Here is an 18,461-nt window from a genome sequence, read left to right on the forward strand (position 1 = left end):
GCGACGGGGATGACGCCTACCCCCGCTCGCGGAGCAGGCGGCGGATGACCTTGCCCGTGGTCGTCAGCGGCAGCTCGGCGACGAACTCCACCTCGCGCGGATATTCGTGCGCCGAGAGCCGGTCGCGGACGAAGGTTCGGATCGCGTCGGCCAGCGCGTCGTCGCCGACAACGCCCTCGCGCAGCTGCACGAAGGCCTTCACGATCTGGGTGCGGGTCGGGTCGGGCTTGCCGACCACCGCCGCGAGCGCCACCGCCGGATGGCGCGACAGACAGTCCTCGATCTCCGTCGGGCCGACGCGGTAGCCGGAGGAGGTGATGACGTCGTCGTCGCGGCCGATGAAGCGCACGTAGCCGTCTTGGTCCGCGACCGCCTGATCTCCGGTCGTCATCCACTCGCCGCGGAACTTGGCCGCGGTCGCCTCCGGCTGGTTCCAGTAGCCGAGGAACATGACCGGGTCCGGCCGGCGCACGCAGATTTCCCCCGGCTCGCCCGGGGCGCAGGGGCGTCCCTCGGGGTCGAACAGCGCCACCTCGTGGCCCGGCGTGGGCTTGCCGATGAAGCCCGGCCGCGACACGCCGACGCCGGCGGCGGAGGCCAGCACGTAGTTGCACTCGGTCTGGCCGTAGACCTCGTTGACGATGAGGCCGAGCTCGTCCTGGGCCCAGCGAAACGCCGTCTCGCCCAAGGCCTCGCCGGCGGACACCACCGACCTCAGCTCCAGCCGGAACCGCTCGCGCGGCTTCGCGACCGCGGCCATCAGCCGGAGGGCGGTGGGCGGCACGAAGGCGTTCCGGACCTCGCCTTCCTCCAGCAGCGCGAAGGCGGCCTCGGGATCGAACTTGGCGCGGGGCTGCGCGACCACCGGCACGCCGTAGTGCAGCGCCGGCATCGCAAGGTTGAGCAGGCCGCCGGCCCAGGCCCAGTCCGCCGGCGTCCAAGCGCGGTCGCCGGCCCTCGGCAGGAAATCATGGGTCATCCGGAAGCCCGGCAGATGCCCGATCAGCACCCGGCCGGCGTGCAGCGCGCCCTTGGCCGCGCCGGTCGTGCCGGAGGTGTAGATCATCAGCGCGGGCGCTTCGGGTCCGAGCTCGACCTCCGGCGCCGTCCCACCCTCAGCGAGCAGGGCCTCGTAGCCGAGCGCGTCGCCGTCGGCGCCATCGACGCAGACCACGATCTCGAGCGCCGGAGCGGGCGTCGCCATGCCGGCCAGCCGCTCGATTCCGGCCGCCGTGGTGACGACGGCCTTGGCGCCGGCGTCGGTCAGGCGGTGCGCCAGCGCGTCCGGCCCGAAGGCGAGCGCGAGCGGCATGGCGATGCCGCCGAGCCGGGAGATCGCCACATGGGCGACGATCGCCTCCGCCCCTTGCGGCAGCATCACCCCGACTCGATCGCCCCGCATGACGCCGCGCGCGGCGAGGCCTGCGGCGAGCGCATGCGACGCCGCGCGGATCTCGCCGTAGGTGGTCGGGGCGAGCGCCTCGCCGGGCCGTTTGACGAGCACCGCGACGCGGTCGGGCTCGTCGATCGCCCAGCGGTCGCAGATGGCTTCTGCGATGCTGAAGCGCGCCGGCAGGTTCCAGTCGAAGGCGGCGCGGAGCCGGTCGTAGTCCCTGATTTCCGGCAGCAGCACGGCGTCCCCGCCGAGCCGCGCCGGTTCTCCGCCGCTCACGCGTCGGACGCCTTGACGACCGGCGCGAAGGCCTTGAGCACCTCGTCGTAGACGCCGCGCTTGAACGGCACGATCAGCTCCGGCAGTTCGGCCAAATCGGCCCACCGCCAGTCCGAGAACTCGGCCTTGTGGCCGCCGGGCGAGGCCACGTTGATCTCGGCGTCGGGCCCGGTGAAGCGAAAGGCGAACCAACGCTGCGTCTGGCCGCGGTAGCGCCCGGAGCGGGTGCGCGCCAGCACCTCCGGCGGGAAGTCGTAGGCGTACCACGCGGGGGACTCGGCGATCAGCTCGACCGACGACACGCCGGTCTCCTCGTAGAGCTCGCGCTTCGCGGCCGTCAGCGGCTCCTCGCCCCGGTCGATGCCCCCCTGGGGCATCTGCCACTCGTAGGCGCGGACCTTGGGCTCGACGTCGCCTCCCTTGCGCCGGCCGATGAAGACCTGGCCTCCCGCGTTGACGAGCATGATGCCGACGCAGCGGCGGTAGGGGAGATCGGTCATGGGCGGGTCACGATCGGGTCTGCGCGCCGCCGGCGGCGCTGACGGGGACGAGCGCGACGCCGCGCTCCGCCAGGCCCGCCCGCCAGATGTCTACGCGTTTCAGGAGCAGGGGCGACAGCGTGGCCCACCCGACGGCGACCTTTCCCGAACGCGCTTCGCGTTCGAGGCGGGCGAGCGCCACGTCCACGCCCTCCGCGTCGGACTCGGCGTCGACCACGACGGCGGGACGGGCGAAGGGCAACCCCGCTTGGCCGGCGATCGGCGAGGCCTTGTCGGCGCGATTGGGCGCGCCGCCGATGAACATCAGCCCGCGCCGGGCGAGCTCCACGAAGATCGGCTGCAGCGCCGGCTCGGTCTCGAGGAAGCGGGCGCCGGCGAGGGGGGCCAAGCCGACATAGCCTTCGGCGCGGCCAAGGGACCAGCGCAGCCGCTCGAGGTTGGCGGAGGCCGGCAGATTGGTCAGCAGCGTCTGCGGGCCGGGGTCGTTGGCCGGGTAGTCGAACGGCTCCATCGGCGCCTGGAGCAGCACCTCGCGGCCGCCCCCGCGCGCCTTGGCGACGAGATCGGCGACGTCCGACCCATAGGGCGAAAACGCGACCGACACCTCCGCCGGCAAGGCCGCCAGCGCCTGCAGCGTCGCCTCCCGGCCGACGCCCAGTCCGCCGACGACCAGAGCGACCCGCGCGCCATCGCGCGCCTCCGCGCCGCGGGCGTAGGCGTCGAGCGGCCGCCGGCCGTCGGCCGCGACGCGCGGCAGCCCGCCGTAGCGGCTGTCCTCCAGAAGCGCCTTGTCGATCTCGCCCGGGGCCGCCCGCGCGCCGCTCTGGGCCGTGCGCCCGTCCTCCGCGCCGGGCACCCGAATGATGACCGGGCCGCTCTTCGGCATGGGATCGCCGGGCCGCACGATCGGCACTCCGTCGCGGGACGTCTCTTCCGGCTTCGTCGCGGCATGGGCTTCGGGGGCCGCGGCCTCCGGGGCGGCCGCGCCGCGCCGCTCGATCGCCGCCGTCACGACGGGCTGGCCGCCGAGCGGGTCGGTCACGACGATCGCCCAGACGCCGCCGAAGGCCAGGATCGCGAGGGCTGCGGCCGCCACCGCCGCCGCCGGGTCGACGCGCGGACGCCGACGCGCGGCCGCGGCCCGCGTCTTCGCCAGTCTGCCCTCAACGGGCTTTTCGAGATCGTCGTGGGTCATCGCCCCGGATCGCTGCGCGCCGTCCCGGTTGGCGCGCTGCGAATCATAGCGGATTCGTGACGCGGCCGCCTCAGGCTTTCGCCGGAGACGGCCGCGGAAGATGAGGGTCTTTGGGAAGACCGTCAGTTGGCGCTGGAGGACTTCGCCGCCGGCGGGAAGTTGGCGTTGCTCTGGATGCCGCGCAGCAGGTCGAGCGCGTAGTTGAGCTGCTTGTCGTCCTTCTTGTCGGCCGGAACATAGGCCGACGAGCCGGACGCCTCGTCGTCGCCGTTCTTCAGGTGGCCCTTCAGGCCGGCCTCGCCCTTGGTCTCGTCCTTGCCCTTCACGTCGTCGGGGATCTCCTGGACGCTCTCGATGTCCGGGACGATGCCCTTGGCCTGGATCGACTTGCCCGAGGGCGTGTAGTAGCGCGCGGTCGTCAGGCGGATCGCGCCGTTGCCGCCGAGCGGGATGATGGTCTGAACCGAGCCCTTGCCGAAGGAGCGGGTGCCGAGCACCGTCGCGCGGCGGTGGTCCTGCAGCGCGCCGGCCACGATCTCGGAGGCCGAGGCCGAGCCGCCGTTCACCAGCACGATGATCGGCTTGCCCTTGGCGAGGTCGCCGGAGCGCGCGTTGAACCGCTGCGATTCGTCGGGGTTGCGGCCGCGGGTGGACACGATCTCGCCGCGCTCCAAGAACGCGTCGGAGACCGCGATCGCCTGGTCGAGCAGGCCGCCCGGGTTGTTGCGCAGGTCGAGCACGTAGCCCTTGAGCTTGTCCTTGCCGATCTTCTGGTCGAAGTCCTCAAGCGCCTTCTTCAGGCCCTCGAAGGTCTGCTGATTGAACTGGCTGACGCGGATGTAGCCGATGTCGTCGCCCTCGACGTTGAACTTCACCGAACGGATCCGGATGACGTCGCGGACGATCTTGATCTTGACCGGCTCGGCGGCGCCTTCGCGCTGCACCGTCAGCTCGATCGGCGTGTTGACCGGCCCGCGCATCTTCTCCACGGCCTGGTTCAGGCTGAGGCCCTGGATCGACTTGCCGTCGAGCTCGGTGATGATGTCCTTGGCGCGGACGCCGGCGCGCGCGGCGGGCGTGTCGTCGATCGCGCCTTCGACGCGAATCTGGTTCTCGAACATCTGCACTTCGATGCCGAGGCCGCCGAACTCGCCGGAGGTCTGCGTCTGCATGTCCTTGAACGCCTTGGCGTCCATGAAGCTCGAATGGGGATCGAGCCCGGAGAGCATGCCGTTGACGGCCGATTCGATCAGCTTGGCGTCGTCCGGCTTCTCGACGTAGTCCGAGCGCACGCGCTCGAACACGTCGCCGAACAGGTTGAGCTGCCGGTAGGTGTCAGCGTTGCCTGCCGCTTCCGCGGCGGAGCCGAAGAACGCCCGCGGCTGAAGCGCCATGCCCGCCGCGGAGGCGCCGAGGACGGCTCCGAGCAGGACCAGGGAAACCTTTCGCATCATCCGCCTACCTTTTCGCCTGGGACGCCGGCCCACCATGGGGTCGGGTCGATCGAGCCGCCGTCCTTGCGGAACTCGACATATAGCACGGATTTCTGAGCTCCGGCTGCGGCGGTCGGCGTCGCTCCGGAAGGATCCCCGCTCATCACGGCCACCGGTTCGCCCGCGAGGACGAACTGCTTGAGCCCGACAGTGATCCGCTCCATTCCCGCAAGAAGGATATGATAGCCGCCGCCGGCGTCGAGGATCAAGAGTTGCCCGTAGGAGCGGAACGGCCCTGCGTAAACCACCCAGCCGTCCGCGGGCGCCGTGACCGGCGCGCCGGGCCGGGCGGCGAGCGAAAGCCCCTGTTCCGCGCCGCCGGCGCCGTTCGGCCGGCCGAAATCGCGCAGCTTCTGACCCGCCACCGGCAGCGGCAGCATGCCGCGCGTCTCCGCGAAGGGCAGCGCCGGCGCGAGCCGCGTGGCGTCGTGGAGAGCCGCGAGATCGACCTTGCGCCGCGTCTCGTCCCCTGCCGGGCGACCGGCCGCCGCCGCGGCCTGCGCCGCCTCGGCCGCCGCGCGCGCGCCGGCGACCTCCTGCTCGACGCGGGCGACCAGCTCCTCGAGATCCTTCACGTCGCGGGCGATCGCCTGCGCCCTGGCGGTCTCGCCCGCGAGATCGGTCTCGCGGGCGCCGAGGCGGCGCTGGCGCTCGTCCATGAGCGCGGCGAGGCGCGCGCGTTCGCGTCCGAGGTCGGCGAGTTCGCCGGCCAGCTCGTCGCGCTCGTCGGTCATCATGGCCTTGAGCCGGGACATCTCGCGCAGGTCCGAGCCGAGCGATTCGGCCTCCGCGCGCATGTCCGGCACCACAGCGCCCAGCAGGATCGCGGAGCGCACCGCCTCCAAGGCGTCGTTGGGGCGCACCAGCAACGCGGGGGGCGGCTGCCGCCCCATCCGCTGCAGGGCGGCGATCACCTCCGCGAGCACGTCGCGCCGCGCGAGCAGCGAGGCTTTCAGCTGCCGTTCCGATTCGGCCATCTCGGCGATGCGCGTCTCGCGCTCGGCGACCTGAGGCTCGCGCTGCCGAATGGCGCCGGCGGCGTCGATCAGGGCGGCCTGCAGCTTGCCGCGCTCGCCCTTCAGCGCCTCGATCTCGGCTGCGATGCGCTGACGCTCCTCGTCGGCCGCCCGCAGCGCGTCGCGCTTCTCGTCGAGGGCCTTGCGCTGGTCCTCGGAGACGGCCGGCGGCGGCCGGTCCTGGGCGCGCGCGAACGCCCCCGACGCCGCGGCCAAGGCGGCGCCGAGCCCGAGCGCGCGGAGAAGGCGAAGTCGGCTCATGGGAGGATTTGAGCGGCCTGAGGCTTAAGGTTTCGCTAACCACACCTGCCGGGTTTTCGGCCGGCCCGCAACGGGGCCGCCGTCGCGGCTCAGGAGCGATGGTAGGGATGGCCCGCGAGAATGGTCGCGGCGCGGTAGAGCTGTTCGGCGAGCAGCAGGCGCACGATCTGGTGCGGCCAGGTCATCGCTCCGAAGGCGAGCTTCGCCGCGGAGCGCGCCAGAAACTCCTCGGCCAGCCCGTCCGCTCCGCCGATCACGAAGGCCACCCCCGCCGCGCCGTCGTCCCGCCGGCGGCCGAGGTCTGCGGCGAAGGCCTCGCTGGTGGGCGACCTGCCGCCCTCGTCCAGCGCGTAGATCAAAAGTTCGGGATCGAGCGCGGCGGCGAGCGCCGCGGCTTCGTCCCGCTTGCGGTCGTCCGGCCTGCGGGCGCGGCTCTCGTCGAGTTCCACGATCTCCGGCGCCGAAAGCGCGATCCCGCGGCCGACCTGGCCCGCGCGCTCGACATAACGGCTCACGAGCTCGCGTTCCGGTCCGGCCTTCAGCCGGCCGACGGCCGCAATGACGAGACGCATCGCGGCGCGGCGGTCAGGACGCCGAGACTTCGACCGGGCGGTCGGCGGACCACATTTTCTCGAGGTTGTAGAAGGCGCGGACCTCCGGACGGAAGACGTGAATGATCACGTCGCCGGCGTCGATCAGCACCCAGTCGCAATGGGGCAGCCCCTCGACCAGGGCCTTGCCGTGCCCCTGGGCGCGGAGCTCCTCGACGAGCTTGTCGGCGATCGAGCCTACATGCCGGTTCGAGCGACCGGTGGCGATCACCATCTCGTCGGCCAGCGCGGATTTTCCGCGCAGGTCGATGACTACGGTGTCTTCCGCCTTGTTGTCGTCGAGCACATCGAGGATGAGGTGAAGCAGCGCCGGGTTCGCCGCATCGGGCGTTCCGCCGCCGATATGAGGCGCCATCAACGGCGTCTCCTTCAGCGCTATGGTGGACAGGGGTCTTCGCCTTCCGTCAGCCGTCCTCTTAAGCCGGAGGCTTCTCCGACCGCTTCCACATTAACGGTTTCGCAGGCACTTTTTCAACCGCCTGAGCCGAGGAAAGCGCCCGCAGCGTTCACGAATCGTGTCGGGCGCCGCGCAGCGCGGTGGACGACAGCGGCGAACGGGGGCCGTGCAGGAAGGTCCAGGCCGGCGGCGGCGAGCCGGCGAGTTCGGCCGCGGCGGCCTCCGGAACGCGCCGTCCCGCCATTCGGGCGGCCGCCCGGGCGCGGATTGCGGAAAGCGTCGCGCCGGGGCGGTCGACCACGGCGATCGGGACGGTGGCCGCGATCGCGCGCCAGCGCTCCCACATGTGAAACGTCTCGAGGCTGTCGGCTCCCATGATCCACACAAAGGCCACGCCCGTGGCCCGGCGGGCGAGATGCGCGATCGTGTCGTGGGTGAAGCGGGCGCCGAGCGCGTCCTCGAAACCGGTGGCGACGATGCGCGGATGGCGCGCGACCGCCTGGGCCGCCGCCACGCGCTCCCCCACCGGCGGCAATTTTGCGTTGTCCTTCAGCGGATTGCCGGGCGTCACCAACCACCACACCCGGTCGAGCCTCAGCCGCTTCATGGCGGTGAGCGTCGCTAGCCGATGGCCCGCGTGCGCCGGATTGAACGAGCCGCCGAACAGGCCGATTCGCATGCCCGGAGCGTGCGGCGGCAGCGCCGGCGTGCCGACGCGACCCGCCGCGCCCCGGGCCCTGCGGTTCACGGACGAGTCTGGCCCGTCCCGCGGACGCGGTAGTTGAAGGTCGTCAGTTGCTCCAGCCCCACCGGCCCGCGGGCGTGCAGGCGGCCGGTCGCGATGCCGATCTCGGCCCCGAAGCCGAATTCGCCGCCGTCCGCGAACTGGGTCGAGGCGTTGTGCAGCACGATCGCGCTGTCGACCTCGGCCAGGAAGCGCGCCGCCTCCGCCTCATCGGCCGTGACGATCGCGTCGGTGTGGTGCGAACCGTAGGCGTCGATGTGCGTGAGCGCGCCCTCGAGGCCGTCGACCACCCGCACCGCGATGATCGCGTCGAGGAACTCGGTGCGCCAGTCCTCGTCGGTCGCCGGGGTCACGCGCGGATCGACCAGCCGGGTCTCCGCGTCGCCGCGCACCGCGCAGCCGGCGTCGAGCAGGTCCGTCACCAACGGCGCCAGGTGGCTGGCGGCGACGGCGCGATCGACCAGCAGCGTCTCGGCGGCTCCGCAGACGCCCGTGCGGCGCATCTTTGCGTTCATCAGGATCGACCGCGCCATGGCGAGGTCCGCGCCGGCCGCGACGAAGACATGGTTGTTGCCGTCGAGGTGGGCGAACACCGGCACCCGCGCCTCCGCCTGCACGCGGGCGACGAGGCCCTTGCCGCCGCGGGGCACTATGACGTCAATGTTGCCGTCGAGGCCAGCGAGCATGGAGCCGACCGCCGCGCGGTCGCGCGTCGGCACGAGTTGGACCGCGTCCTCAGGCAGGCCGGCCTCGGCGAGGCCGAAGGCGAGCGCCGCTTGGATCGTGGCCGAGGAGCGGAAGCTGTCCGTGCCGCCGCGCAGGATCGCGGCGTTGCCGGCCTTGAGGCACAACGCGCCGGCGTCGGCGGTGACGTTGGGGCGGCTCTCGTAGATCACGCCGATGACGCCGAGCGGCGTGCGCACGCGCTCGATCGCGAGGCCGTTCGGCCGCGTCCAGGCGGCCGTCGTCTCGCCGACGGGGTCGGCCAGCGCCGCGACGGCTTCGAGGCCGTCGGCCATGCCCTTGATCCGGGCCGGGGTGAGCGTCAGCCGGTCGAGGAAGGACGCGGCGACCCCGGACGCCCGGGCGGCCGCGAGGTCCGCCTCGTTCGCGGTGAGGATCTGGCGCTCGGTCGCGAACAGGCGGCGCGCCGCGGCCTTGAGGGCTTCGTCCTTCGCCGGTCGGGCTGCGAGCGCGAGCGTCTTCGCGGCGGCGCGGGCGCTCCGGCCCACCTCCAGCATGATGGCGTCGATCTCGATGAGCCGTTCGGCGGCGGCGGACATGACTGCACCTCCAAGGGAACGCGCCCTTTAGCGCGTTTCGGAAGCCGCGTCATTATGCGGCGAGCGCTGAACGGACCTGCATGCGTTCCCAAGCCATTCGCGCGTCATGGTCCGGCTTGACCGGACCATCCATGTCGGGCGTCGCGCTCGACGCCGCCGGTGGGTCCTCCGGTCAAGCCGGAGGACGACGGCGCGCTTTACGCCCCCGTCAGGACGAGATCGTCGCGGTGGATGATGGCCGGCCGTCCCTTGAAGCCGAGCACCTGCTCGATCTCGGCGGTCGGCTTGCCGCGCAGGCGGTTCGCGTCGCCGGAGTCGTAGGACACCAGACCGCGCGCTACCTCGACGCCGTCCGGCGCGCGCACGATCACCGCCTCGCCGCGCGAAAAATGTCCGTCCACTCGGACGACGCCGGCTGGGAGCAACGAACGCCCGCGGTTCAGCGCCGAGGCCGCGCCGGCGTCGACATGAATCTCGCCGCGCGGCGAGAGCACGCCGGCGATCCAGCGCTTGCGGGACTGGGCCGGATTGTCGTGCGGCAGGAACCAGGTGCACCGGCCGCCCTGCTCCACCACCGACAGCGGGCTGTCGACCTTGCCCGAGGCGATCATCATGTGGATGCCGGCGCCGGTCGCGATCCGGGCGGCCTCGACCTTGGTGCGCATCCCGCCGCGTGAAAACTCCGACGCCGCGCCGCCTGCGATCGACTCCACCGAGGCGGTCACGCGCTCGACGATCGGGATCAGCGTGGCGGTCGGGTCCTGGGCGGGGGGCGCCGTGTAGAGGCCGTCGATGTCGGACAGCAGCACCAGGCAGTCTGCGCTCGCCATCGACGCGACCCGGGCCGCCAGACGGTCGTTGTCGCCGTAGCGGATCTCTGAGGTCGCGACGGTGTCGTTTTCGTTCACGACCGGGATGGCCTTCAGCGCCAGCAGGCGGGCGAGCGTGGCGCGCGCGTTGAGGTAGCGCCGACGCTCCTCGGTGTCCCCGAGGGTGAGCAGAAGTTGACCTGCGGTTAGCCTGTGGTCGCCCAGAACCTCGGACCAGGCGCGGGCCAGAGCGATCTGTCCCACCGCGGCGGCGGCCTGGCTGTCCTCCAGCCGGAGCGCGCCGCGCGGCAGCCCGAGCACCGTGCGGCCGAGCGCGATCGCCCCCGAGGACACCACGATCACCTCCGCGCCGCGGGCGGCGTGGCGCGCGAGATCGGCCGCGAGGCTTTCGAGCCAGGAGCGCTTGAGCGCCCCCGCGACCTGATCGACGAGCAGCGCCGAGCCGATCTTGACGACGATGCGGTTGAAGGAGGCGAGCGAGGGAGCGGTCACGGGCGGTACGCAGGCTCGATGTCGGTGTGGACGAAGTCGTCGCCCTTGAAGAGCAAAGGCGCGTTATGAAACTTCGCGATCGCATAGCTCATGCAATCGCCGAAGTTGAGCTTGGCGGGATGGCCGCGGCCACGGCCATATCTCTGGAAGGCTTCGGCGGCCAGTCGGTAGTGGTCCGCCGTGAACGCGACGACCGTCACCGCCGGATTGGAGGCGATGTCGTCGATGAAGCGATCGGCGCCGTCCGACATCAGCGATTGAAGAACGATCCGGGTCTCGAGAAGGGTCGGAGCGCCGACGAGCGCCTCGGCCACGCCTATGACCTGCGCGAACGCTTCCCCTTCCGACTCGTTCTTCGCAATCGCGACGAGAGCCGACGAGTCCACCGCGATCAACGCGGAAGACCTTGCTCGTCGTACATGTCGTTCATCACGTCCTCGACCGAGACGCCCGGCTTCATGTTGGCTTTGGCGCGCCGGGCCGCGGCGCGTAGGGCGTCGATGTTGGCCTTCTGCGTAGCGGTCACTTGCGAAGCGTCCCGGAATTTCGCGCCATGCGCGCGAAGGGCGTCAAGCACGACCTCCGCGACCGGCTTGCCGGTGATATCCGCGACGTTTCGAGCGATTTCATAAGCCTCATCGCTCCGAACGTTCAGCTGCCGGGCCATGCTAGCTCTCCCTTACCGGGAGCTAGCCTACACCCGCGCCGTTACGGCCGCCACGCCTCCGCCGCGATCTGCGGCATGGCTTCGGCGGCCTCGACGCCCTTGGCCTCGTCGATCACGCCGAGCAGCTGGCGCAGCGTCGCCTCGATCGCCTCGCCGGACTGGGCGGACAGCACGACCGGGGTCGTCTTCGCCGCGCGCTTGAGCCGCTGGAGCTGCTGCTTGCGAAGTTCGGGCGAGAGCGCGTCGGCCTTGGACAGCGCGACGATCTCGGGCTTGTCGGTCAGCCCGCCGCCATAGGCCTCGAGCTCCGCCCGCACCACCTTGTAGGCGTCGCCCGCGTGCTCGGAGGTCCCGTCCACCAGATGCAGCAGCACGCGGCAGCGCTCGACGTGGCCGAGGAAGCGGTCGCCGAGGCCGACGCCCTCGTGCGCGCCCTCGATCAGACCCGGAATGTCGGCCATCACGAACTCGCGGCCGTCGACGCCGACCACCCCGAGGTTCGGGTGCAGCGTGGTGAAGGGATAGTCCGCGATCTTCGGCTTCGCGGCGGAGACGGCTGCGAGGAAGGTGGACTTGCCGGCGTTCGGCAGGCCGACGAGGCCCGCGTCTGCGATCAGCTTCAGCCGCAGCCAGATCCAGCGCTCTTCGCCCTCCTGGCCGGGGTTCGCCCGGCGGGGCGCCTGATTGGTCGAGGTGGTGAAATAGGCGTTGCCGAAGCCGCCGTTTCCGCCCTTGGCGAGCACGTAGCGCTGGCCGACCTCAGTGAAGTCGAAGAGCAGCGTCTCCTCGTCCTCGTCCAGGATCTGGGTGCCCACCGGCACCTTCATGATCACGTCCGCCCCGTTCGCGCCGGTGCGGTTCTTGCCCATCCCGTGGACGCCGGTCTTGGCCTTAAAGTGTTGCTTGAAGCGGTAGTCGATCAGGGTGTTGAGGCCCTGTACGCACTCCACGATGACGCTGCCGCCGCGACCGCCGTCGCCGCCGTCAGGACCGCCGAACTCGATGAACTTCTCGCGCCGGAACGAGACGCAGCCCGCGCCCCCGTCGCCGGAACGCACATAGACTTTGGCCTGGTCGAGGAATTTCATGAACGTCGCTTCGTCGTCTGGCGTGTCAGGCGCGCGAGGGCTCGCGACAAACGCCTCATGCCCGCTTTTGGCGGGCGTCCACGACTTGAGCGTCGCGTTCGACGTCAGGGGAGGCTCGTGGACGTCCGCCAAAAGCGGGCATGGCGGCGTGCGGCCGTGCGCGGCAGCCGGCCACCGGCCAAACTGCTTTCGCGCAGGCTCTAGCACATTTCGCGCGCAAGCGAACGTCCGAAGGTCAGCGGCGCGGGGCGGCCATGCGGATGGCGATGTCCACCGTGCCGATGGGCACGCCGAGCTTGGACACGCGGGCCTTGTTCTCGACCGCGCCGGGGCCGCGCAGCACCAGCGTATCCTCGAAATGCACCTGCGCCGTGCTTCCGCCGGTCTTGAGCTTCACGTCGTAAGAGAGCCGCAAGGTGTTGCCGCTCTCTACGCCCGTCGCGACGCCCACCACGTCGTCGCGACGGCCCTCGTAGCGGCCGGGACCGACGCGGCGGAAGCGCCAGACGTGGCGCTCGGTCTCGCCATCGGCGTAGGCGATGTCCTCGGCGAGCTCGAGCCCCTGCGCGGTGCGGCGGCCGTTGAAAACCACCTTGAACGGCCGGGTCGAGCCGGTGAGCGTGTTGCGGAACACGCCCCGCCCCGTCCCCCGGCCGGCGAAGGTCCGCTCGAGCGCGAAGGCGGGGCCCGAACCATCTTCGCCGGCGACCTTCGGCGCGCCGGCGCAGGCGGTGAGACCGAGCGGAAGGGCGAGAGCGGCAAGGAGACGGCGCATGGACGATGCCTCCGGCGACGGGACGGTCGACGTGGATACGTCGTTCCCGCCGCCGCGGATGCCGCGCCTTCAGCCCCCGAACGCCCGGACGTCCGCCGCGGCCCACTCCCGGAACGAGAGGAAGGTGTCGCGATCGAGGCGGAAGCGGTCCGCCGCCAGCGAGCCGCCGGACGCCGGCCGCACCAGAGTCGAGCCCTCCCACTGGAATCCGCAGCGGATCAGCACCTGGCGCGAGGCCCAATCGCTCGCCCGGCAATTGGCGCGCGCGGCTTTGGCGCCGCCGCCGAGGAAGGCCGCCTCGAGCGTCGCCCGCGCCGCCTCCACCATCAGCCCGCGGCCACGGTGGGCCGCGCCGAGCCAGAAGCCGAGCTCGACCACGCCCGGCTCGACCGACCGCCAGCCGACGCCGCCCACCACCGTGCGCTCCTCCTTGAGCCGCAGGATCAGGCTGAGGTTGGTCGGCCGCATCTCGCGCGCCGCCCGCAGGACGAACGCCTGGGCTTCCGCCGTGAGGGCGAGTTCGGCGAAGGGCGCGGTGGCGAGGCCGATCGGCGCCTCGGCGGCCCGCGCGATCTCGGCGACGTCCGCGCGCGTGGGCATGCGCAGGCTGAGGCGCGGGGTCTCGATCGCCGGCTGGCCGTTTGTCCAGGCGGCGCGTTCAAGCGTCGAGGTGGCGAGCCGCACGGTCGCGCCGCGCGCCTTCGAAAACGCATCGGTCTCGCCGGTCGGCCGGAACCCGAGCCGCGCCAGAAGCCGCCCCGAGGCGGGATTGTCGAGCATATGCCCAGCGTCGATCGTCGCGAGGTCTGTCGCGGCGAAGGCGAAGTCGAGGAAGGCCCGCACCGCCAGCCGGCCGACCCCGCGGCCCTGGAACGGCGCGGCCAGCCAATAGCCGAGCTCCGGCGTCGCCCCGGAGGCGTCGATCGCGACGACGCCTCCGAGCGCGCCGTCCACCGAAACGCCGGCCGCGAGCATGTCGCGGCGGTCGGCGACGCTTTTCAGCCAGGCCTCGGCGTCGTCGAGACCGTAGGGATGGGGGACCTGCGTGAGGTTTCGGGCGACGGCGAAGTCGCCCAAGGCCGCGGCGATCGCCGGGGCGTCGTTCAGGGTCAGGCGGCGGAGGCGGACGATCGTCTCCGCGGTGGTACAGTCTTCGAGCAACAGACCTTCATCGAACAGCATCGACATCGAACCGGACCTTCCGAAACGGCGACGGGGGAGAACGGTCGCCCGTCTCCCCCGTCGGTCCGGACCTATTCGGTCCTGTCGTGATCCGCCGGGGGTCTTGGGCCCGGCGGGAAGCGTCGCTTCAACCCGCCGTCATTCCGCAGCTTCGGCCGCCTGGGCGGCAGTGACGTTCACGTAAGTGCGGCCGTTGGCTTTCGATACGAACAGCACTTGGCCTTCGACGGTCGCGAACAGGGTGTGGTCCTTGCCCATGCCGACGTTGACGCCCGGATGCCACTTGGTGCCGCGCTGACGCACGAGGATGTTGCCCGGAATGACGCGCTCGCCGCCGAACTTCTTCACGCCGAGGCGCCGGCCTTCGGAGTCGCGGCCGTTGCGGGAGGAGCCGCCTGCCTTCTTGTGAGCCATCGGAGTTCTCCTTTTCTCGAGCCGGTCAGTTCTTGGAGGCGCCGGTCAGGCCGACGATCTTGACGATCGTATGGTCCTGACGGTGGCCGCGCTTGCGCTTCGAGTTCTGGCGGCGGCGCTTCTTGAAGGCGATGACCTTCGCGCCGCGCGCGTGCTCGACGATTTCGGCCGCGACCGAGGCGCCCGAGACGAAGGGCGCGCCGAACGTCACGTCGTCGCCCGAACCGATGAAGAGAATCTCGCCAAAATTCACTGTGGAGCCGGCCTCGCCCTCGAGCTTGCCGACCGTGATCACGTCGCCTTCGGCGACCCGGTGCTGCTTGCCGCCGGTCTTGATGACTGCGAACATCGTTTCAAAGTCCCGTGTTCATAACGCGCTCCCGAGGCGGAATGCCCTTGGCGCGGCTTTTTGTCAGTCTGGGTCGTGTCGCCCAAACGGAATGGCGCGGATGAGAGGTCCCACCGCGCCAGCGCGTGTCTCTACAGCGGGAGCGGGCTTCCGGTCAACCGCGAAGGCGCGTCGCGGAGCCCCGTTCCGCTATCAAGACGCGGGCTCCATCGTCCGCGGCCGCAGCGGCGCCCGCCCGTGCGCCTGTTTGATGTCGGCGATCTCGTCAAGCATGACGCGCAGAGCCCGGAGGGCGCGGTCCTCCTCGGGCGTCAGCTTGCCCTTCGGCTCGAAGTGAGTGACCAGCACGGCCAGCGCGTCGCCGATGCGGCCGAGCTGGCGGCCGTAGCTGCCGACCGTGTCGATCACCTCGGCCTCCACCTCCGGCGCCTTCGACAGGCCCATGTTGACGGTGAACAGGCTGAAGCTGTTGCCGACCATGTTGAAGGCCGACGTGAAGATGCGAAACGCCTGAGTGACGTCGCCCCCGAGCGGCATCCGAAACGTCGCCATGAGTCCCTCCCCCGCAGGAAGGCTCCATCTCACGCCCATGGGGCGGCGACGTCAAAGCCCCTTCATCAGCGGGGCCGCGAACGGCGTCCAGGCGCCGACCGGGACCCCGCCCGCGCGCAGCATCTCCCCGGCCCAAACGTTGCAGGTGCGGACCGGCGAGAACGCGCCGACGGCCGCGAAGTAGGCGTCGCCGTAGCCCTGCGTCGCTCCCGCCAGAGGCTGGACGCGCCCTTCGGCGTCGCGGGCGAACGAGGCCTCGATCCGCGCCGTCATGGCGGCGTAGAGCGGCGCGGCGATTTCGACGGTCCGGACGTTGGCGCTCTCCGCGCGGATGCGCGCGACGGGCAGGACGTGCATCACCGTCAGGTCGAAGGCGAGCGCCCGCGCCATCGCGCCGACCGAGAGGTCGCTCAGCGCGCCGATCTCCGTGTAGGCGGCGCGCGAGCCCCAGCCGAAGGCGACCCAAGGCGCGGCGCGGCCAGGCGCGGCGATGGGGGACGCGTCGAGTAGAGGCCGCCAGTCCTTCGACGGATCGACAGTCGGGAGCACGAGATCGACGTGGTAGCCGTTGTCGACGACGAAGATCGTGACCCGTCGGCCGGCCATGGCCGTCGCCAAGGAGCCTAAGGGGATCGACCCGGTCGCAGCGGCGGCGAGATAGAGCAGCCCCGCCGCGGCGAGAGCCTCGACCAGACCGAGCAGCCCCGCCACGATCGTCCGCGCCGCGCGCGCTCCGTCCACAGGCCTCTCCGCGGTTCAAAAAAAGCGATGTTACCCGCCTTGCATTCCTCCGGCGGCTGCGGCATAGGAAGCGCCTCGTCGGCGGCAGCGTCGACGGTCGACGAAAGCGGGCGGGCGTAGCTCAGGGGTAGAGCACAACCTTGCCAAGGTTGGGGTCGTGGGTTCGAATCCCATCGCCCGCTCCAGTCGACCAAACGACGAAAGCCGCGGGTAGCTCCGCGGCTTTCGTCGTTTTTGGCGGTTGGCGGCGGGGAAGGTTCGAGAGGAACATTAGAGCCGCGGTTACGCCTCGGTTACAGACCACCGGCGGACAACACCATTATAGGGTTGCGCGCCTTCGAGATCGTCATGGAGCGGTCTTGACCCGGTGCAGACCTTCCGCCCTGCCTATTCGAATGTCCGCTCGGGAGGCGAAGCGGCCCCGGAAGCGGCGGCATGCGCTAGGATCTCGGCCTGCCATCCTTGCACCAGTCGATGCGGCCGTGCCTGATCCAAAAATGGCACCCGCAGTCGTTCTGTTGATGGACGGACGGCTTGACGGTCGGGCGGCCGAACCAGTCCAGGGCGATCTCCCATCGCGGTCTACGCTTCTGGCTTAGCGAAAGCGGGATCGTCGCTCCGCACCCGCCGGGGCATTTCAGGCAAGCCCATTTCTCGAATCCGCCGTCGACCACGTGCACGACCTCGCCGGGCCTGAGCTCGGGTTCGGACGGATACGACCGTGCCCGGCTCGCCAAGAAATCGAACTCGATGAAGCCGAAGCGCCGCAACGTCCTCGCAATGAACCTCTTCAACATTGCTAGCCGATCCTGTGCAGGAAGGGCGCCACGTCGGCCCGGCCCCAAATCTTCGGGGTCGCGCACTGCTCGCATTCCTGCCGAGGCGAGCAGGTCGTGGTTCGCTCCTCGATTGCGTCGAAGCGGCGGCGGCGTTCGGGCTTCATCCCCTCATCGCCGCGGAAGGCTGTCAGGGCATGGAGCAATTCATTGACGGCCATGCAGGCTGTTTCCGTGGTGAAGGTCACGACGACCGGCGCGGGGTCGCCGCCTCCGGAGACGTAGGCCTCCGCCTTCCGGCGCTCGAACTCGTCGGGGCCGGTGCGGCGCAGGGCTTCGTCGCGCGCTCGCACGGGATCGATCAGTCCACGGCAGAGCAGGCAGGGCGTCCCAGACGCCACCACGGTCACGCGGCCGGCCATCTCGTAGGGCCGGTCCTTGCTCTTCGGGATGATCCGGACGCCCATGTCGATGACCGGTATGCCGTAGTAATACGCCAGCCTGTTGAGGAAGAGCCGGCCATCGTGATCGTCCGTGCAGCCGAAGATCACGTCGCATGAGCGCATGGCATCGCGCACGTCCGCATCGCCGACCCATCCACGGAAGGTGGCGACCTGCACTCCGATCTCGGCCCCGCGGATCTCGCGGGCCAGGACGTCGACCTTCGACGCCTTCGCCCTGACGTCGTCGAGACGCGAGCCGTGGACGCGATTGAGGTTCGTCAGCTCGATCGTGTCGTCGTCGACCAGGAGGAGATGGCCGATCCCGAGCCGCGCCAGCAACATGGCGGTCGGGCTTCCGGTGCCGCCGCACCCCACGATCCCGACGCGCAGGCTGCGAACGAGCGGGTTAAAGGCCGGGCCGAACAGGCGGGCCTGACGATCCAGCACCTCCTCGACAGGCATCGCCCCGACGCCGTGAAGGATGAGCTTGCGCCCCGAGACCAGGACCCGCTCGCACGCCTCGGAGCGGTCGGGGCTCGTCCAATGCCGCGCGCAGATCGAGCCGTCGCCGCCCATGACGACGCTGGCGAAGCCGTGCCCATCGCCGGAGCGGTTCGAGACAATCCTGAGGAGGTCCTTCTCGTTGCGGTCGTCCTGGTCCGAGAAAAAGGCCGTGCTTCCGGGATGGGTGTGGGCGATGCCCAGGACCAGGCCGCGCTCCTCAGCATTTTTGAGGAGTCGGACGAAAGACCGCGTTGACCAGGTGACGTGAACGCCGGAGGCGGAGACGCGATCCTCGTCAGGCACCGGAACCACCTCATGGGAGACCAGCCGTCGCCTGCGCAGGCCGGTCCAGGGGTCCGACGCGATGTCGGCCACGCCGAAGAGAACGTAAGCCGCGGCCTCGGCGCCGTCGGCCGAGGAGAGAAGCGCGCGAAGCTCGGCTTCGTGCCCCTCGATGAGGATCATGTCGATCATG

21 protein-coding genes and 1 tRNA gene are annotated in these 18,461 nt (G+C 70.7%); 1 reads left to right on the forward strand and 21 read right to left on the reverse strand.

Translation table 11 applies throughout. The features are described 5' to 3' along the window. Nucleotides 1-16: 16 nt before the first annotated feature. From METY_RS01065 to METY_RS01155, 19 genes are all read right to left on the reverse strand, one after another. Nucleotides 17-1,630: an AMP-binding protein gene (locus METY_RS01065; RefSeq protein ID WP_200819567.1), complete on the reverse strand. Its 1,614-nt coding sequence runs from the start codon at nucleotides 1,628-1,630 to the stop codon at nucleotides 17-19. A gap of 38 nt (nucleotides 1,631-1,668) precedes the next feature. Next, on the reverse strand, nucleotides 1,669-2,172 hold the full coding sequence (locus tag METY_RS01070; RefSeq protein WP_103119544.1) for an RNA pyrophosphohydrolase: 504 nt from the start codon (nucleotides 2,170-2,172) through the stop codon (nucleotides 1,669-1,671). Between the two features lie 7 nt (nucleotides 2,173-2,179). Continuing rightward, nucleotides 2,180-3,367: a divergent polysaccharide deacetylase family protein gene (locus METY_RS01075; RefSeq protein ID WP_103119545.1), complete on the reverse strand. Its 1,188-nt coding sequence runs from the start codon at nucleotides 3,365-3,367 to the stop codon at nucleotides 2,180-2,182. A 122-nt stretch (nucleotides 3,368-3,489) separates the two neighbouring features. Further along, nucleotides 3,490-4,818 (reverse strand): S41 family peptidase, encoded by a 1,329-nt coding sequence (locus tag METY_RS01080; protein ID WP_103119752.1) that lies wholly within the window; start codon nucleotides 4,816-4,818, stop codon nucleotides 3,490-3,492. Next, nucleotides 4,818-6,137, reverse strand: coding sequence for a murein hydrolase activator EnvC family protein (locus tag METY_RS01085; protein ID WP_103119546.1), 1,320 nt, complete (start codon nucleotides 6,135-6,137; stop codon nucleotides 4,818-4,820). Before METY_RS01085 ends, METY_RS01080 begins: the two co-directional genes overlap by 1 nt. 89 nt (nucleotides 6,138-6,226) lie before the next feature. Further along, nucleotides 6,227-6,709 (reverse strand): 23S rRNA (pseudouridine(1915)-N(3))-methyltransferase RlmH, encoded by a 483-nt coding sequence (gene rlmH, locus METY_RS01090; protein WP_103119547.1) that lies wholly within the window; start codon nucleotides 6,707-6,709, stop codon nucleotides 6,227-6,229. Between the two features lie 13 nt (nucleotides 6,710-6,722). Beyond that, nucleotides 6,723-7,103: a ribosome silencing factor gene (rsfS, locus tag METY_RS01095; RefSeq protein ID WP_244593466.1), complete on the reverse strand. Its 381-nt coding sequence runs from the start codon at nucleotides 7,101-7,103 to the stop codon at nucleotides 6,723-6,725. 151 nt (nucleotides 7,104-7,254) lie between these two features. Then, a complete protein-coding gene (locus tag METY_RS01100; RefSeq protein ID WP_103119548.1) occupies nucleotides 7,255-7,824 on the reverse strand; it encodes a nicotinate-nucleotide adenylyltransferase in 570 nt (189 codons plus the stop codon). Nucleotides 7,825-7,889: 65 nt separating this feature from the next. Then, nucleotides 7,890-9,173 carry a glutamate-5-semialdehyde dehydrogenase gene (locus METY_RS01105; protein WP_103119549.1) on the reverse strand — a complete coding sequence of 428 codons (1,284 nt, stop codon included), beginning with the start codon at nucleotides 9,171-9,173 and terminating at the stop codon, nucleotides 7,890-7,892. A gap of 197 nt (nucleotides 9,174-9,370) precedes the next feature. Next, the gene (proB, locus tag METY_RS01110) at nucleotides 9,371-10,495 is read right to left on the reverse strand and encodes a glutamate 5-kinase (protein WP_103119550.1); all 1,125 of its coding nucleotides are present in this window, start codon (nucleotides 10,493-10,495) and stop codon (nucleotides 9,371-9,373) included. After that, the gene (locus METY_RS01115; RefSeq protein ID WP_244593485.1) at nucleotides 10,492-10,881 is read right to left on the reverse strand and encodes a type II toxin-antitoxin system VapC family toxin; all 390 of its coding nucleotides are present in this window, start codon (nucleotides 10,879-10,881) and stop codon (nucleotides 10,492-10,494) included. Before METY_RS01115 ends, proB begins: the two co-directional genes overlap by 4 nt. Nucleotides 10,882-10,886: 5 nt before the next feature. Continuing rightward, complete coding sequence (locus tag METY_RS01120; RefSeq protein ID WP_103119552.1) at nucleotides 10,887-11,162, reverse strand: type II toxin-antitoxin system VapB family antitoxin; 276 nt, start codon at nucleotides 11,160-11,162, stop codon at nucleotides 10,887-10,889. Nucleotides 11,163-11,203: 41 nt separating this feature from the next. Next, a complete protein-coding gene (gene obgE, locus METY_RS01125; RefSeq protein ID WP_103119754.1) occupies nucleotides 11,204-12,250 on the reverse strand; it encodes a GTPase ObgE in 1,047 nt (348 codons plus the stop codon). A 235-nt stretch (nucleotides 12,251-12,485) separates the two neighbouring features. Further along, on the reverse strand, nucleotides 12,486-13,025 hold the full coding sequence (locus tag METY_RS01130; RefSeq protein WP_103119553.1) for a DUF3833 family protein: 540 nt from the start codon (nucleotides 13,023-13,025) through the stop codon (nucleotides 12,486-12,488). A gap of 69 nt (nucleotides 13,026-13,094) precedes the next feature. Next, nucleotides 13,095-14,213: a GNAT family N-acetyltransferase gene (locus METY_RS01135; protein ID WP_103119554.1), complete on the reverse strand. Its 1,119-nt coding sequence runs from the start codon at nucleotides 14,211-14,213 to the stop codon at nucleotides 13,095-13,097. A gap of 132 nt (nucleotides 14,214-14,345) precedes the next feature. Then, nucleotides 14,346-14,621: a 50S ribosomal protein L27 gene (rpmA, locus tag METY_RS01140; RefSeq protein WP_103119555.1), complete on the reverse strand. Its 276-nt coding sequence runs from the start codon at nucleotides 14,619-14,621 to the stop codon at nucleotides 14,346-14,348. A 25-nt stretch (nucleotides 14,622-14,646) separates the two neighbouring features. Further along, nucleotides 14,647-14,970: a 50S ribosomal protein L21 gene (rplU, locus tag METY_RS01145; RefSeq protein WP_103119556.1), complete on the reverse strand. Its 324-nt coding sequence runs from the start codon at nucleotides 14,968-14,970 to the stop codon at nucleotides 14,647-14,649. A gap of 192 nt (nucleotides 14,971-15,162) precedes the next feature. Then, the gene (locus tag METY_RS01150) at nucleotides 15,163-15,522 is read right to left on the reverse strand and encodes a hypothetical protein (protein ID WP_103119557.1); all 360 of its coding nucleotides are present in this window, start codon (nucleotides 15,520-15,522) and stop codon (nucleotides 15,163-15,165) included. Nucleotides 15,523-15,573: 51 nt separating this feature from the next. Continuing rightward, nucleotides 15,574-16,263 (reverse strand): TIGR02117 family protein, encoded by a 690-nt coding sequence (locus tag METY_RS01155; protein WP_103119558.1) that lies wholly within the window; start codon nucleotides 16,261-16,263, stop codon nucleotides 15,574-15,576. A gap of 110 nt (nucleotides 16,264-16,373) precedes the next feature. Between METY_RS01155 and METY_RS01160 the strand changes: the two genes are divergently transcribed. Next, nucleotides 16,374-16,448 (forward strand) — tRNA-Gly (locus METY_RS01160). 255 nt (nucleotides 16,449-16,703) lie between these two features. On the opposite strand, the gene METY_RS21335 is transcribed toward METY_RS01160, so the two are convergent. Together METY_RS21335 and METY_RS01170 are read right to left on the reverse strand one after the other, a co-directional pair. Next, on the reverse strand, nucleotides 16,704-17,135 hold the full coding sequence (locus METY_RS21335; protein WP_346433145.1) for a DUF6527 family protein: 432 nt from the start codon (nucleotides 17,133-17,135) through the stop codon (nucleotides 16,704-16,706). Continuing rightward, nucleotides 17,063-18,460, reverse strand: coding sequence for a ThiF family adenylyltransferase (locus METY_RS01170; protein WP_103119559.1), 1,398 nt, complete (start codon nucleotides 18,458-18,460; stop codon nucleotides 17,063-17,065). The genes METY_RS21335 and METY_RS01170 overlap by 73 nt, the downstream gene beginning before the upstream one ends. Between the last annotated feature and the right edge of the window lies 1 nt (nucleotide 18,461).

This window comes from Methylopila sp. Yamaguchi, from assembly GCF_002897035.1.
GTDB lineage: Bacteria > Pseudomonadota > Alphaproteobacteria > Rhizobiales > Methylopilaceae > Methylopila.